This is a genomic window from Symbiopectobacterium purcellii (assembly GCF_019797845.1).
In the GTDB taxonomy this organism is placed as follows: Bacteria; Pseudomonadota; Gammaproteobacteria; order Enterobacterales; family Enterobacteriaceae; genus Symbiopectobacterium; species Symbiopectobacterium purcellii.
Genome location: NZ_CP081864.1, coordinates 4,031,251 through 4,046,258, shown reverse-complemented (window position 1 = coordinate 4,046,258; position 15,008 = coordinate 4,031,251). Strand labels below are relative to the sequence as shown.

The following is a 15,008-nucleotide window of genomic DNA, read 5'->3' as shown; positions in this document are numbered from 1 at the left end:
CATCGGGCGCTGATGCGATGAAAACTGAGGTGCGATGATGGTGGTAACCAAAAGTAAAGTGATCTCCTGGCTGGATGCTGCGGCCGATGTATTTGAAAAAAAACAAGAATTTCTCACCGATTTGGATCGTGAAATCGGCGATGCGGATCACGGGTTGAACATGAATCGTGGCTTTCGCAAGGTCAAAGAGAAGCTGCCAACGCTGGCGGATAAAGATATCGGCACCATCATGAAGAACACGGGCATGGTGCTGCTTTCTACCATTGGTGGCGCCAGCGGACCCCTGTATGGCACCTTCTTTATCAAAGCGGCCGAGACCGTCATGGCAAAAGAAGAACTGACGGTAACGGATCTCTACCATATGTATCAGGAAGGGACGGAACGCATTATCGCGCGCGGCATGGCACATCCCGGCGATAAAACCATGGTGGATACGCTGAGCGCGATTGTCGCATCGCTAAAAGCCCGGCAAGACGATCCGCTTTCCTCGGCGCTGGCGGAAACGCTGAAAGCGGCGGAGCAGGGCATGAAAAGCACCATCCCACTGCGTGCGGCAAAAGGTCGTGCCAGCTATCTTGGCGAGCGCGCTATTGGACATCAGGATCCTGGGGCGACATCCAGCTACCTGCTGTTTAAAACGCTCTGCGATGTCGTGGATTTGTGATGCCCTGGCGACCCGATTGGGTAAGGCTGTAGAAAATGGTCAATATCGTGGTGGTTTCTCACAGTAAGCGCCTGGCGGAAGGGGTGGTGGAACTGGCAGCGCAGATGACGCACGGCAGCGTAAAATTTGCGGTGGCGGCTGGCATTGACGATCCCGATAACCCGATTGGCACCGATCCGATTGCCGTGATGACGGCAATACAGGAGGTGCAGGAAGAGGGGGATGTGCTGGTGATGGTCGACATGGGAAGTGCGATTTTGAGCACCGATCTGGCGTTGGAACTGCTGGGTGAGGCCTATGCGACTCGTGTGCACGTATGCGCCGCGCCGCTGGTGGAAGGCACGATCGCGGCGGCCGTTGTGGCCGCGTCCGGTGGTGATATCCGTCAGGTGATTGCCGAAGCGCATCAGGCTCTGGCGGCGAAATATCATCAATTGAGTCAAGATGATAGGCTCACGGCGGCCATCTTCCCCGTTGCTTTGACGGAGGAAGCCTCTCCGTCAGCACTCACTTTTTCCTGGCGTGTGGCTAACCCTGCCGGTATTCACGCGCGTCCGGCGTCGGCCATCGCCACCTGCCTTAACCGCTACAATGCCGATGTGCAACTGGTGAAAGGTGCACAGACGGTGAACGGAAAAAGCGTCAACAATATCGCACTATTGGCAATTAAACGCGGTGATGAGGTCACGCTGCGCGCGAGCGGAGCGCAGGCGCAACAGGCGATTGATGCCTTTACCTTGCTGGCGCACGATAATTTTGGCGATCGTTTAGAAACGAAAGATGCGGCGTTGGCTCGCCCCCAGAGACATCCTGTGGGTGAATTGGTGACGGCCACCGTGTGTCGGGTAGAACGGGCATTGCCCACTGTGACGCCGCGCGCCAGTCAAGGCGCGCAGGCTGAGCTCGCTCAACTGGCACAGGCGATTGAGGCTGCCGTGCAAGACCTGGATGAGCTCTATACGTTTACCGTGCAGCGCCTTTCTGATAAAGAAGCCGGAATTTTTATGGCGCAGCGTATGATGCTGGAGGATGACGAGCTGTACGATGCGGTCGCCGAGCGAATGGGGCAAGCCGCGGTGCAGGTTGATGCGCTGTGGCTGGCGGTGATTGGTGCGTTAGCACAGGTGTATCAGGCGATTGAAGATACCTACCTGCGTGAACGCTATATCGATATCTATGACGTCGGTCTTCGGGTGTTGCGGCATTTGAGCCATCAGCCAGACAGCGTGGTTACGCCCTGCCACTCTCCGATGGCGATCGTCGCCAATATATTGTTGCCTTCCGAGGCGGTGCAGTTGGATCCCGCCTGGATTAAAGGCGTTTACTTCACCGACTGCGGCAGAAATGCGCATGCTGCCATTCTGGCGACGGCGCTGGGTATTCCGGTGTTTATCGATAAGCTGGGCCATACGCGGGCGTTACGTCATGGGGAAACGATCACGTTCAATGATGACAGCGGGGAGATTCATCACGCCTGAAGCCGGATGGTCCGACATTGCTATCCCATTGGACGCGGGATAGCAACGGCCGAAAATCAGCGGTTTTATTATCGGCTGGAGATTGCCAACGCCGATCCTGCCAGCACAAACACGCCGCCAGTCGCGCGATTAAGCAACGCCATGCGGCGCGGATTGCTGAATACGCCGGACAGATGGCGTCCGGTGCTGGCATAGAAAAACATGATGCTGAAATCAAACAGCACCCAGGTCAGTGCCAGAATGGCAAACTGGAGCGCATGGGGTTCTGTGGTGCTGATAAAGTTGGGAAACAGTGCGGCAAAAAACAGCAGATCCTTCGGGTTGCTGATGCAGACTAAAAAACCTTTACGAAACAGCGCAACGCGTGTGGGTGACGCATCCATGTGCACCTGTTCAGGCGCATGGGCGGCGGCGGCTGAACGCCATGAGGCAATGCCAAGCCAAATCAGATAGAGCGCACCAACGATTTTCAGGATCATAAACGCGGTTGTTGACGCGGCTAATACGGCTCCCAATCCCAACGCTGAGAGTGACATCAGCACCAGCGCTGCGGTCACGCCGCCCAGTACGGTAGCGGCAGCTCGCCCACGACCATAGCGCAAACCGTGCGTCATGCTGATCAACGCGGACGGACCGGGAATGGCAATTAAAACGGTAATCACGCCGACAAAGGCGAGCCAAAGGTGTAGCTCCATGTTTTCTCCAACCGAATGCGTATATATACCCGTCATACTTCACGTTGCAGGTGCGTTGGCTACGCCCATTATTCGGCCCATCACCGGGCCTCACCTCTTACGAGGTCGCTGCAAGCAGCGTTCAAATCGGCTCCCAGCAGATTTGTCACCCGAATCAATTACTTGAGTAAGCTCATCGGGATTGATTCGCTTGCCGCGTTACGAGACGCATAAATGAGCCGGCCAGCGCAAGCGCTGTTCAAAACGTAAACGTTGTGTCCTGCAACTCAAATTATTTAGGGTATAGCGGGTACAAATGCGGCACCGCGCGCTATATTCTCACATATAGCGCGCGGTGCTCAACGCGTATTTATGCTGGCAGCGGTTAACGCACGAGAGTGACCAGTCGTTTAACCAGTGGACCTTTGATCGCCATGTCCAGCGTCATCAGCGCCAGTCCTTTCGCCAGTGAACGGGTGTAGCGGTGCAGCGATCTGTCGATGTAGGTTTGGTTTCTGGCAACGGAAAGCCACCCAGCCGGTTCAATGTGTGCCAGTAGCGTATCACCAGACAGGATCTTGCTGTCAAAACAAATCGCGACAGATCCCGCATAATGCCGATGTGTGATCTCCTGCACGCCCGCGATGTGGCGCAGTTGCGCAATCGTCTCGGTCACGCGTTCCGGGTTGCGCTGAATATATTCGGAGCGAATTCGAATGCGATTCTGCGTTTGATGCAAATAGGGAGACATGTTGCCGCGACTCGTAGAGATTAGAATGATAACAATTTACATTATCGTAGTGAGAGTGTCTATCACCTCTGTTTATAGCACGAATTGATAAAAAACAAACAACCTGCAATTAACCGCATAAATCTTAAGTGGTTCTCCTAACGTTACGTTATTGTGACGTTGTCTTCGCGCAAAATATTTACATTCCTGACGTCGGGGCCGGAGCAATCTGGTTGTCTGGTGTTGTGCGCGCGGTATGGGTTGATGTCGCATGAGGTTGATGCGGCATTGATGTTGGTAGGCAAAGGGAGGCTGTAGTCACCGTTATGGCGACAGATGATTTGCAGAGTTTGATGGCGTTACGCCGTTTTGTCACGGTAGCGCACCATATTCCGGGGCGCATTCGCCTCAGTTTTACCAATCGTTTGGTCTCCGCACTCAGCCAAAGCCGGTTGGCTGAGCTGCAATCGCTGTGTCACCCCGAGGGGTGTCTGAAAGCGTGCAGCATTAATGCCGCAACCGGTAGCGTGGTGCTGGAATATTGTGCCAGCACACTTTCTCCCACGCTGCTTACGCATCTGTTTGGTCACGATGATCAGGCAGCACAACAGGCGCTGACGCAAATTCAGGCCGTGCTCTCCCAGTAAACCAAGTCAAGAGAGGGTCGTTATGAGTAATGATAATAATCCTGTGAATCAGGCTCCCTATTTCCCACCTTATGGCTAGCCCTATTACGTGCCACAAGGCGATCCCGCTGCGCAAGGGGCTTTTCCACCCCCGCCCGGCTATCCGCTGCCAGGGTATCCGTTCCCCGGAAATGCGGTGCCGCAAGCTGCACATCACCACGGTCATCATGCCGCACCGGGCATGGACTGGAGCGCGCAGGCGCAAGGTGTGGTTGAGAATGTGATGGGAGAGCAAGCCGGGCTGTTGAAAAGTCTGATCAGCACCATCGGCGCGGATGATAAAGAATTTTGGAAAGGTGCGATGATCGGCGCGGCTGTCACGCTGCTGCTGACCAATGACAGCGTGCGCCAGACGCTGACACAGACGCTGACACAGACGCTGGCAAGCGCGGGCGATCTGTTAAAAACCGGCGGTGATAAAGTCAAATCCTCGGTCGCCAGCGGTGCCGAAAGTGTGAAAGAGAGTGTGGCGGCGGGCAGCACCATTTTTCGCGACACGGTGAAGGCGGGTAAGGCGGAGTTTCAGGCCTCGGTAGAGCGCCAGCGCACGACGGCTCCCGCGCCTGAGGAGACGTCGAATGAGCAACAACCGTGACGCGCTAAGCCCCATCAGCCGTGCGGTGGTGGCTGGCGCGCTGGTGGGCACCACCTCCTCTTGTATCGAACAATGGCGGCGTTACCAGCGCGGTGAAACCACGCTGAATGAAAGCGCCGTCAAGGTGGCCAGTGATGCTGCCAAAGCGGGCGTGGTAAGCGGTACGGTAATGGCCGTGGCCAGCGCCAGCGCGGGGCGGCCATTGCTGACCTGGTTGACATTGGCAAGCGCCGGCATTGCCAGCCTTTATGTGCTGGATGCGATGCAGCGGCGTGAGTCGTTACAGGACCAAACCCAAGAAGGAGTGCAGGAATGACCCCTCCCAACATGCCTTATGTTTACGCTTATCGGTTGCCGAACGGACAGGTTGCCTATGCCAGTTACCCGCCTGCCACGCCTCCGGCCCCTTATCGTCAGGCCAACAGTAAAACCCATTTTGTCACCGGCGTCGTGGCCGGCGCTGCCATTGCCTATTTGCTGACTAACCCACAGGTGCAACAAGGGGTCGCCACCACGGCGAAAAAAGCCTGGGGCACCGTGCGCGGTGAGGTGGAAGAGTTAAAAGAGCGGCTGGCGGATCTCCAGGCCGAGCTGGATTACTACCGTCAGCAGGAGAATGATGCGTCGTGATGCCTGAACGGGAGGCCACTCTCGCACCGGGGATTCGCGTCAAGCATCGCTTGCCCGGGCGTTTGCGACTGAGCATGACGTTGCTGGTGCGTTTCCCTGACGCAGCGAACTGGCTGCGCCACCAACTGTTGGCGTTACTGGGCGTCACAAGGGTACGCCTGCGCCCAGCGATTGGCTCGGTGGTGATTGAGTACCATCCGGATCAGACCGACGAATCCACGCTGTTGACGCACGTGGCTGACATTGACTGGCAGCAGCGCAGCGAGAGCGAACATGAACCGGAGTATTGCGGTGGCGATAATCTGCTCAACGCGGGGGGCTTGTTGTTAGCGCAGTGCCTGCCTCGACGCTGGGCGGCGCTGCCGACGCTGCTGCTGACCGGGGAAACGCTGTCTGAAGGCGTAGCCTCGTTGACACGGCGAGAACTGAACGTTGAGGTGCTCGATGCACTGGCGGTTGGGCTTTCCGTGCTGCGTGGTGATAACCGCACCGCGATGCTGACGCTGGGTGAGTACATGGAGCAGGAGACCAGTCGTCATTCCGATGCGTTGCTGGCCAGCCTGTTACGACCGCAGGAACACAACGTGTGGGGCGAGCGCGCGGGCGAGCGTCGTCAAATGCTGTCGTCTGCACTGACGGTTGGCGATGTGATGTTACTTGGCCCTGGAGACACCATTCCGGCGGACGGAAAAGTATTGCGCGGTGTCGGCCTGATTAATCAGGCCTCCATGACCGGAGAAAGCGTACCGGTACGCCGGGAGAAAGGGGCCTGGCTGTATGCGGGCACGCAGGTGCAGGAAGGCAATATTGCGGTACAGGCCGATCGTGTGGGGGAAGATTCCTCGATTGCCAATATTCGCCGCTTTATCAGTGAGTCTTTAAGCCAGCAAAGCGAAACGCAAAAAGTGACACAGTCGATGGCCGACCGGCGTGTGGCGATCACACTCGGCGTGGGGGGAGCGGTGTTTGCTCTGACCCGAGACTGGCGTCGTCTGGCATCCGTGTTTTTGGTGGATTATGCCTGTGCGCTGAAGCTAAGCACGCCGATCGCGTTTAAATCCATTATGTACCGTGCGGCGCAAAGTGGCTTATTGCTGAAAGGCGGACGGGCGATCGAACAACTCGCCGCGGTCGATACGGTCGTGTTCGATAAAACGGGCACCTTGACGCACGGTGATATGCAGGTGACGGAAGTGGTCAGCTTCGATCCGGAGCGGGCCTGGGCGGAGCGCCTGTTGGCGATCGCCGCCTCTGTTGAAGAACACAGCAACCATCCCTTGGCGAAAGCCGTGGTCGCGTCGGCGCACCACCATGCGTTGCCCCACATTAACCACGGTGAAGTGGAGTATGTGATTGCGCACGGTCTGCTGTGTGAACTGGATGGCCACCGCATGGCGATTGGCAGCCGCCATTTTCTGGAAGCGCACTATCAGGTGGTGTTCTCACCGTATGAGGCCGAGATTACCGCCTTGGCTCAGCAGGGGTGCCATTTGCTGTTCATCAGCCTCGATGAACGGTTGGTTGGCATGATTGGCTTGCAGGACAACGTACGGGCGGAAGCACATGAGGTGATTGCACAACTGCGCCGGTCGGGGATCGACCGTATTGTATTGTTGACCGGCGATCGGATTGAAAAGGCGCAGCAACTGGCCAACGCCTTAGCGATGGACGAATGTGTGGCCGAATGCACGCCTGAGAGCAAGGTGGATGTGGTTCAGGCGCTGCAACAGCAGGGCCGCAATGTGCTGTTTATCGGCGATGGGGTAAATGATGCCCCGGTGCTGGCGCAGGCGGATGTCGGGTTGGCCATGAACCAGAGTACTGAACTGGCGCAGCAGGCGGCGGATGCGGTGCTGATGCAAGACAACCTGCATGGTGTGGTGCTGGCGCGTGAACTGGCGCTGGAAGCGATGACGCTGGTGCACAGCAATATCGCCCTGACCGAATGGGTCAACAGCGGCATCATGCTGACGGCGGCGTTGGGCGGGCTTTCTCCGGGCGGCAGCGCACTGCTGCACAATGGGACAACCCTTGCCGTCTTGCTGCGAGCGCTGGCGGCGCGGCGAGCGAGTGTGACTAGCTAGAGCGAAAACGGCGGCAATTGACGGAACGTGTTCTGTAATCCTTCCGACCAGGCTTTGCGAATGGTGGCAAAGTAGGGGTCATCCTCGGTAACACGGCGCTGACCGCTGTCATCGAAGCTGTCAGCCCGGTAGATCATCACATCCAGCGGCAGCCCGACGGACAGGTTGCTACGCAGCGTGGAATCAATCGAGATCAGCGCACAGCACATCGCCTGCTCAAGCGTGGTCTCACGGGTCAATACCCGGTCAATGATCGGTTTGCCGTATTTGCTTTCGCCAATCTGGAAGTAGGGCGTGTCGCGCGTTGCCTCGATAAAATTGCCTTCGGGATAGATATGGAACAGTCGGGGGGCTTCTCCGGCGATTTGTCCGCCTAGCAGCAGGTTGCAGCCAAAATTGGTGGTACTGGCATGCTGTTGCATACGACTGTCACGATCGATAACTTCGCGTAGGGTGGCACCGACCAGCGTTGCGGCGTCATACAGGGTTGAAACCTGCAACAGGTTTGGCTCGCTGTCACTGCGCATGCGCGTTTCCAGCAGGCTGACAATACTTTGTGTGGTGGCCAAATTCCCGGCGGACTGAAGCACCAGTACCCGATCCTTGTCACGGTGAATCACATGCAATTTCTTAAACGTTGCAATATGATCCACCCCGGCATTGGTGCGGGAATCCGAGGCAAACACCAGCCCGTCCGACAGGCACATGGCCACACAGTAAGTCATAATCCGATCATCTCATGGTTATTGCTGCTGCGCCTGTTGTGAAAAGCGCCGCACTTCAGCTTCAGAAAACAGCATTTCGCTGCCACCACCCAGCCGACTGCCGCGAATCGGACAGGCATCCAGATAGTCCAACCCGGTTGCCAGGCGCAAATGCTGCGTCAGGCTGCGCGAGTTGTTCGTGATATCAAAACTCAGCCAGCGTCCATTCAGCCACACTTCCGCCCAGGCATGCATCGCCACATGGCGTGAATCCGGGCTGTGAACATAACCGCTGACGTAGCGCGCCGGCAGGTGCAGGCTGCGACAGCAGGCCAGAAACACATGGGTGTGATCCTGACAGACTCCCTGCCCACGTGTAAAGGCCTGCGCCGCGCTATCTTGCACCTGTGTTGCCCCCGGCGTGTAAGGCATGCTGACCAACAGTGCTGCCATCAACGCATTCAGGCTCTCTTCCGCCGCTTCCGGCCGGTAGTAGCGCAGGGCGAACGCGCGAATCGGAGCATCTGCCTGCGTCAGCGGCGTGTTGCGCAGGAACACTAACGGTGATAGCAGCTCATCCTCTGGCTCACTATCATCGTTATCGGCAATGTCTACCACACCCTGAGCGTGAATGACGATTTCCTGATGCGGATGATCCAAGGTCAGCACATGCAGCACGTTGCCCCAGGTGTCGGTGGTGGCGACCGCAGAGCCATCAGACAGCGTCAGTGACCATGAGGCCACGCGCTGGCGAGCGGAGTCACGCGGCGTCAAACGCAGATACTGGGTGCTGAATTTCACTTGTTCATCATAGCGATAGCGCGTGAGATGATTAATGGTCAGTTTCATACCGTCTCCAGATAGGTTTGTCGCACGCTGTCAGCCAGCGCGTTGATCCGGGCCAGCAGCCCGGTGAGATACACCTGCATATCCGATTGCGCCAAATCTTCCCGCGTACTGAAGCGTAGATCGACATTCAGCTGGTGTGCCAGACGCAGTGGCAAGTGAGAGCGGGTGTTCGCGATCTGCTCCAACTGACCGACAACGTCTTCGATGCAGGCGCGCAGCGAGCGCGGCACGTCGTTACGCAGGATCAATAATTCAGCCACCGTATCGCGCGTGACCGGCTGGCGATAGATGCTGTTATAGGCTTCGCGTGCGCTGACCGCGCGCAGCAGCGTATCCAGCCGATAGTATTCACGCACCGGATCGGTGTCGTTATTCAACTGCTGATCTTTGAGCAGCAGCAGTTGTGTGGTGGCGAACGCCCGCTCGATCAGTGTGCCGATACGGATAAAGCACAGCGCGTCGTTGCGCAGCAAGGTGCCGAACACCGCGCCACGAAACAGATGGGCGCGATCTTTTACCCAGTCAAAGAAGGCGTCGATCCCAACTTCTTCCACCCCTTTTTGCCGCAGCGTGCGCAACTGAATGCGCGTGGTGTTGATGCACTCCCACACCTCGGCGGAGAGGCTGCCGCGCACCGCGTGGGCGTTGTTCCAGGCCATCTCGACGCAACTGTAGATACTGCTGGGGTTATCGCTGTCGAGGGCAAAAAAGTTGATCAGGTTCGCCATGGAAAACTGCGGATAACGCGCCTGAAACAGATCATGGGTCAACGAGAGATTGAGCGGCAGCGCCAGATCGCGCTTTTGCTGACTGTGGCGCGGCACCATCGACAGCTTGTAGGTGACATCGAGCACGCGAGCAAAGCTTTCCGCCCGCTCCAGATAACGCGCCATCCAAAACAGTTCACTGGCTGTGCGGCTTAGCATGATTCGTCATCCTCCATTACCCAGGTGTCCTTGGTACCGCCCCCTTGTGACGAGTTCACCACCAGCGACCCTTCGGTGAGTGCCACTCGCGTTAATCCACCCGGCACCAGGCGGATTTCCTGACCGTAGAGCACAAAGGGACGCAGATCGATATGGCGTGGGGCCAGTCCTTGCTCTACAAACGTCGGGCAGGTGGAGAGCGCCAGCGTCTCCTGCCCGATGTAGTTCGCCGGATTGGCCAACAAACGTTGGCGAAATTCCTCTATTTCGGCGCGGCTGGCGCGCGGTCCTACCAACATGCCGTAACCGCCTGCACCGTGGACTTCCTTCACCACCATCTGATCCAGATTATCCAACACGAAGCGCAAATCCTCTGGCTTACGGCACTGCCAGGTCGGGATGTTGTTCAATAGCGGTTCTTCGCTCAGATAGAAACGGATCATTTCCGGTACGTAAGGGTAGATGGATTTATCATCGGCTACACCGGTGCCGATGGCATTGGCAAGCACCACGCCGCCCGCGCGATACACCGACAGCAGACCCGGCACGCCGAGCATGGAATCAGCGCGGAATGCCAAGGGATCGAGAAAGGCGTCATCAATGCGGCGATAGATAACATCCACCTTTCGCGGCCCTTCGGTGGTACGCATGTAAACCGCCCCTTCCTTGATAAACAGGTCAGCGCTTTCAACCAGCTCTACCCCCATTTGCTGGGCTAAAAAGCTGTGTTCGAAGTAAGCACTGTTGAAACGTCCCGGCGTCATTACCACCACGCAGGGATCGTCCACCGGTGAGCTTTCGCGCAGGGTTTGCAGCAGGTAACTGGGGTAGCGCTCTACCGGAGCAATATGTTGCTGTGCAAACATATCTGGATAGAGGCGCATCATCATCTTGCGGTTTGCCAGCATGTAAGAGACGCCGGAGGGCGTGCGCAGGTTGTCCTCCAGAACGTAATACTCGCCGTCACTGTTACGTACCATATCAATGCCGGTGATATGGGCATAAATCTGATTGGGCAGGGTGATGCCCTGCATGCAGGGTTGGAATTGCTCGTTTGCCAGCACCTGTTCGGCGGGGATAATGCCCGCTTTAAGGATATGCTGATCGTGATAGATATCATGCAGAAAGGCATTCAGCGCTTTGACGCGTTGACGAATGCCGCTGTCCAGTTTGCGCCACTCTGCCGCTGGTATAATGCGCGGCACACTGTCAAACGGGATTAACCGTTCAGTACCCTCATCGTCGCCGTAGACGTTGAAGGTGATCCCCACCCGATGAAACAGCAGTTCTGCCTGCTCCTTCTTCTGCCGTACCGATTGCTGATCCGTGCGTTGCAGCCAGCGCCACCATGGATCGTAATGCTGCCGCTGCCGTCCCTCTGCCGTGAGCATTTCATCGTAATAAGGTCCACTAGGAAGTGTTATTTTTATCATTGGCATCTCCGGGCATTACGCAATAAGAAGATAATGGTTGCCATGCATAAAAAATGCCAAATAACGCAATCTTATTTTCGAGATCCCTTTAATAAGGCGAATTGCAGGAAGTCGGCAAGGGAGAGAATCCTGATAAGCTTACTCAAGTCAGTGATTCGGGTGAACGCGTGCAGCCAACGTATCTGCAACGTGAAGTCTGACGGGAATAGTGCAGTTGCGGCGTTTTGCACGCTATTGGGTCAGGAATGCACAACCAGAGCGCGTTTGTGCCAGACGGCAGTGCGTTAAACGGCGGTGATTTTGTGTCAATGTGGTGCGCATTGCTTTATTGCTGTGCAGGGCTGCGCCATGGGGTTGCAGGGCCTTTGGCTGTACGCTGTGAGAGAAATAGCGTAAAATAGTGACAGTGCATCATGCTTGCTTATGATTTTGTTGTTTATTTTACCTTTTTATTGAATTTTCAGGAGTCATGCCGTGTCAACCTTACCAAATTGTCCAAAATGCGACTCTGCCTTTACCTGGCAGGCCGATGAACAGCTCAATTGTCCTGAGTGCGGCCACGAGTGGTCCATGAATGCAGAAACCGCTGATGACGACGGGTTGGTCGTACGTGATGCCAATGGCAACCTGTTGGCCGATGGTGACAGCGTGACGGTTATCAAGGACCTGAAAGTGAAGGGCAGCTCTTCCTCGTTGAAAATTGGTACCAAAGTGAAAGGTATTCGTCTGGTCGAGGGCGACCATAACATCGATTGTAAAATTGATGGTTTTGGCCCGATGAAGCTGAAATCCGAGTTTGTGAAGAAAAGCTGAGTTTTTTCGCTACGCGCCGCGTTTGCTGCGGCGTGAGCGCTTCCCCTGCAAGCTCTCCCTGAGTCTCCCTCAATAAATTCCCTATCGCGCTTTTGCCGGGCTATGCGTATTTTCGTGTTACCCCTCGGAATCAGTGGCAAATAAGGATAAGGGATGGTGACGATACTCTTCGTGTTTTTGTTAGCGGGTATGATTAAAGGCATTGTTGGCCTCGGTTTGCCGACGGTCGCGATGGGCCTTCTGGCGCTAACCATGCCGCCGACAAGCGCTGCCGCGCTGCTGCTAATCCCTTCTTTCGTTACCAACTTGTGGCAACTGCTTGCTGGCCCGGCATTTTTATTGCTGGCACGGCGTCTTGGCAGCTTTCTGGTCGCGATACTGATAGGGACGCTGTGGAGTGGAGTACCTACCTTGGCAGAGGCGTCGCCATGGGCTCCGGTTTTCCTCGGGGGAATGCTGGTGGTTTATGGCGTCTGGGGACTGATTGCGCGCCGCCTGCCAGCACCCGGTCGTCATGAAATCTGGCTTTCTCCGGTCATGGGCTACCTCACCGGAATGATTACGGCGGCGACGGGCGTGTTTGTGATACCGGCGGTGCCCTATTTGCAATGTCTGGCATTAAAGAAAGATGACCTGGTGCAGGCGCTCGGGCTGGCGTTTACGGTTTCAACGCTCGGGCTGGCACTGTCGTTGGCGCAGGGCGGCGGTCTGCCTGCATTAAATCTGTCGTTGTCACTGCTGGCGCTGGTTCCGGCGCTGTTCGGCATGGTGCTGGGTCAACGCCTGCGCAAATGCATTGGTGAAACGCTATTTCGCCGCTGCTTCTTTCTCGGATTGATCGCGCTGGGGGGAACCATGGTGCTCGGCGTCGGGGGCTGATGCCTGTCTGTCGCTTATCTGTTCGACAAATTCCTGAAGGTAGCCTGGCAGTGCGCTGAACTGGCGTGCGCACAGCACTAAGCGGCGCTGCGCCCATGCGTCGCTGAGTGGAATGGCGCGCACCTGTTGCATATCCGCGTGTGCCAGGGCTTTTTCGGGTACAATCCCGATGCCGATACCCTGCTGGACTAACCCGATTAACGCCGGGAAATCATTCAAGCGTACGCGGTAGTTAAGACGCTTGCCGCGCTGGCGCGCATGGTGGTCGATATGCTCCTGCAACGCGCTGCCCGTGTTCAAACCGACAAATTCCGCATCCAGCAGGGCTTCAAACGCCAGCGCGGTCGAGCTCGCCCACGGTGACGTGACCGCCGCTGCCACCACCAGCGAATCCGGACCAAATTCACGCGTTTCCAGCCCCTGTAACGGAACTGAATCGGCAATGATACCCACTTCCGCGCGCTGGTTTTTAATCGCATCCACAATGTCGTGGCTGGGTTTTTCGCTGACGCTAAGGGAAATACGCGGGTGGGCGAGCAGATAGTCACTCAAGCGCGACGGGAGGTGCAGGCTTAACGCAGATGCATTGCAGTGCAGGGCGATATGCCCACGCAACCCGTTGCCAAACTGCTGCAACTCACTTTGCATATGTTCGCGCTGCTGCAATAGCATATTGGCATGACGCGCCAGCGCGAAACCCGCTTCGGTAAGCGTCACGCCGTTACTGACGCGGGTTAGCAGCGCCACGCCAAGTGCCTCCTCCATGCCGCGAATGCGTTCGCTGGCGGCCTGAAGCGTCAGGTGCGAGCGGGCGGCGCCTGCGGTGATACTGCCCGCCTGCTGCACATGAAGAAACAGGCGCAAATCGGTGAAATCAAAGCGCATGGTTTATCCTGAGCATAGGCTAGACCAGATAGCGCCGGAACCAGGCCAGGGTGCGTTCCCACGCCAGATCGGCGGCCGCTTTGTCATAGCGCGGGGTGGAGTCATTGTGAAAGCCGTGGTTGGTGTTGGGGTAAATGTGCGCCTGATACACCTTTTTTCCGGCAATCAGCGCGTTTTCGTAGGTGAGCCACCCTTCGTTAATACGCTCATCGCGTTCGGCGTAATGGATCAGCAGCGGCGCCTTGATACGCTCAACGTCTTCCGGTTTAGGCTGGCGGCCATAGAAAGGCACCGCGGCAGCCAGTTCCGGGTAGGCCACTGCCGCCGCATTGGCGACGCCGTCGCCGTAGCAGAATCCGGTGATGCCTACTTTACCGGTGCTGTCCGGGTGCTTGAGCATAAATTCGATAGCGGCGAAAAAGTCGTTCATTAGTTTAGTGGGATCGACCTTCTGTTGCAGTTCCCGCCCTTTTTCGTCATTGCCGGGATAACCGCCGACGCTGCTTAGCCCGTCAGGGGCCAGCGCGATAAAACCGGCTTTTGCCAGCCGTCGTGCAACGTCTTCGATATAGGGATTGAGGCCGCGATTTTCGTGTACCACCACCACCGCAGGCACTGGGCCGGTCAGGTTGGCGGGTTTCACCAGATAACCGCGCACGCTGCCGTGCCCATTGGGTGACGGATAGGTGATGTATTCAGGGAGGATATCCGGGTCCGTGAACTCGACCTGTTGTGCCAGGGCATAGTTGGGGCTAAGTAGCGACAGCAGGGTCATGGCGGTCAGGCCGCCCACTGCATATTTACCCGCGCGTTCCAGAAACTCTCGTTTAGTGAGTTTCCCATGCGCGTAGTAGTCATACAGTTCGAGCAGTTCAGGTTGGAAATCTTGTGCAGTAAGACGTGGCATGGTGATACGCTCTCCTTTGGCAACCCATCCAACACGGGCTCTCATCACTGTAGCAAAAGTGACTCAACGCC

Annotated in this window: 17 protein-coding genes; 9 read left to right on the top strand and 8 right to left on the bottom strand. The window is 56.7% G+C overall.

What is annotated here, in order from left to right; genetic code table 11:
- The first annotated feature begins 37 nt into the window (after positions 1–37).
- Both dhaL and dhaM read left to right on the top strand, forming a co-directional pair.
- Positions 38–664: a dihydroxyacetone kinase subunit DhaL gene (gene dhaL, locus K6K13_RS18775; RefSeq protein ID WP_222161173.1), complete on the top strand. Its 627-nt coding sequence runs from the start codon at positions 38–40 to the stop codon at positions 662–664.
- A 35-nt stretch (positions 665–699) separates the two neighbouring features.
- Positions 700–2,142 carry a dihydroxyacetone kinase phosphoryl donor subunit DhaM gene (gene dhaM, locus K6K13_RS18770; protein WP_222158340.1) on the top strand — a complete coding sequence of 481 codons (1,443 nt, stop codon included), beginning with the start codon at positions 700–702 and terminating at the stop codon, positions 2,140–2,142.
- Positions 2,143–2,210: 68 nt separating this feature from the next.
- Here dhaM and K6K13_RS18765 read toward each other — a convergent pair whose 3' ends face one another.
- Positions 2,211–2,837: a LysE family translocator gene (locus tag K6K13_RS18765; RefSeq protein WP_222158339.1), complete on the bottom strand. Its 627-nt coding sequence runs from the start codon at positions 2,835–2,837 to the stop codon at positions 2,211–2,213.
- Between the two features lie 364 nt (positions 2,838–3,201).
- Entirely contained in the window at positions 3,202–3,567 is a 366-nt protein-coding gene (locus K6K13_RS18760; protein WP_222158338.1) for an HMA2 domain-containing protein, read from the bottom strand.
- 305 nt (positions 3,568–3,872) lie between these two features.
- Between K6K13_RS18760 and K6K13_RS18755 the strand changes: the two genes are divergently transcribed.
- The 5 genes from K6K13_RS18755 to K6K13_RS18735 all read left to right on the top strand — a co-directional run bounded on the left by K6K13_RS18755 (position 3,873) and on the right by K6K13_RS18735 (position 7,541).
- Positions 3,873–4,193, top strand: coding sequence for an HMA2 domain-containing protein (locus K6K13_RS18755; protein ID WP_222158337.1), 321 nt, complete (start codon positions 3,873–3,875; stop codon positions 4,191–4,193).
- 88 nt (positions 4,194–4,281) lie between these two features.
- Entirely contained in the window at positions 4,282–4,827 is a 546-nt protein-coding gene (locus K6K13_RS18750) for a hypothetical protein (RefSeq protein WP_252120343.1), read from the top strand.
- Positions 4,811–5,143, top strand: a complete 333-nt coding sequence (locus K6K13_RS18745) for a magnetosome protein MamC family protein (protein WP_222158336.1) — start codon at positions 4,811–4,813, stop codon at positions 5,141–5,143. Before K6K13_RS18750 ends, K6K13_RS18745 begins: the two co-directional genes overlap by 17 nt.
- Positions 5,140–5,457, top strand: coding sequence for a DivIVA domain-containing protein (locus K6K13_RS18740; RefSeq protein ID WP_222158335.1), 318 nt, complete (start codon positions 5,140–5,142; stop codon positions 5,455–5,457). Before K6K13_RS18745 ends, K6K13_RS18740 begins: the two co-directional genes overlap by 4 nt.
- A complete protein-coding gene (locus K6K13_RS18735; RefSeq protein WP_222161172.1) occupies positions 5,457–7,541 on the top strand; it encodes a heavy metal translocating P-type ATPase in 2,085 nt (694 codons plus the stop codon). The genes K6K13_RS18740 and K6K13_RS18735 overlap by 1 nt, the downstream gene beginning before the upstream one ends.
- On the opposite strand, the gene K6K13_RS18730 is transcribed toward K6K13_RS18735, so the two are convergent.
- Genes K6K13_RS18730 through K6K13_RS18715 form a run of 4 tightly spaced genes read right to left on the bottom strand, consistent with a single transcriptional unit; the run spans position 7,538 to position 11,453 of the window.
- Positions 7,538–8,266 carry a proteasome-type protease gene (locus tag K6K13_RS18730; RefSeq protein WP_222158334.1) on the bottom strand — a complete coding sequence of 243 codons (729 nt, stop codon included), beginning with the start codon at positions 8,264–8,266 and terminating at the stop codon, positions 7,538–7,540. The genes K6K13_RS18735 and K6K13_RS18730 overlap by 4 nt on opposite strands.
- A gap of 18 nt (positions 8,267–8,284) precedes the next feature.
- Positions 8,285–9,094: a transglutaminase family protein gene (locus tag K6K13_RS18725; protein ID WP_222158333.1), complete on the bottom strand. Its 810-nt coding sequence runs from the start codon at positions 9,092–9,094 to the stop codon at positions 8,285–8,287.
- Positions 9,091–10,020: an alpha-E domain-containing protein gene (locus tag K6K13_RS18720; RefSeq protein ID WP_222158332.1), complete on the bottom strand. Its 930-nt coding sequence runs from the start codon at positions 10,018–10,020 to the stop codon at positions 9,091–9,093. Before K6K13_RS18720 ends, K6K13_RS18725 begins: the two co-directional genes overlap by 4 nt.
- On the bottom strand, positions 10,014–11,453 hold the full coding sequence (locus K6K13_RS18715; RefSeq protein ID WP_222158331.1) for a circularly permuted type 2 ATP-grasp protein: 1,440 nt from the start codon (positions 11,451–11,453) through the stop codon (positions 10,014–10,016). The genes K6K13_RS18720 and K6K13_RS18715 overlap by 7 nt, the downstream gene beginning before the upstream one ends.
- Positions 11,454–11,927: 474 nt before the next feature.
- On the opposite strand from K6K13_RS18715, the gene K6K13_RS18710 reads away from it, so the two are divergent.
- A complete protein-coding gene (locus tag K6K13_RS18710) occupies positions 11,928–12,266 on the top strand; it encodes a zinc ribbon domain-containing protein YjdM (RefSeq protein WP_222158330.1) in 339 nt (112 codons plus the stop codon).
- Positions 12,267–12,419: 153 nt separating this feature from the next.
- Positions 12,420–13,145 (top strand): sulfite exporter TauE/SafE family protein, encoded by a 726-nt coding sequence (locus K6K13_RS18705; protein ID WP_222158329.1) that lies wholly within the window; start codon positions 12,420–12,422, stop codon positions 13,143–13,145.
- On the opposite strand, the gene K6K13_RS18700 is transcribed toward K6K13_RS18705, so the two are convergent.
- Complete coding sequence (locus K6K13_RS18700) at positions 13,074–14,030, bottom strand: LysR family transcriptional regulator (RefSeq protein ID WP_222158328.1); 957 nt, start codon at positions 14,028–14,030, stop codon at positions 13,074–13,076. The genes K6K13_RS18705 and K6K13_RS18700 overlap by 72 nt on opposite strands.
- Positions 14,031–14,049: 19 nt before the next feature.
- Positions 14,050–14,937: a YghX family hydrolase gene (gene yghX, locus K6K13_RS18695; RefSeq protein ID WP_222158327.1), complete on the bottom strand. Its 888-nt coding sequence runs from the start codon at positions 14,935–14,937 to the stop codon at positions 14,050–14,052.
- Positions 14,938–15,008 lie beyond the last annotated feature (71 nt).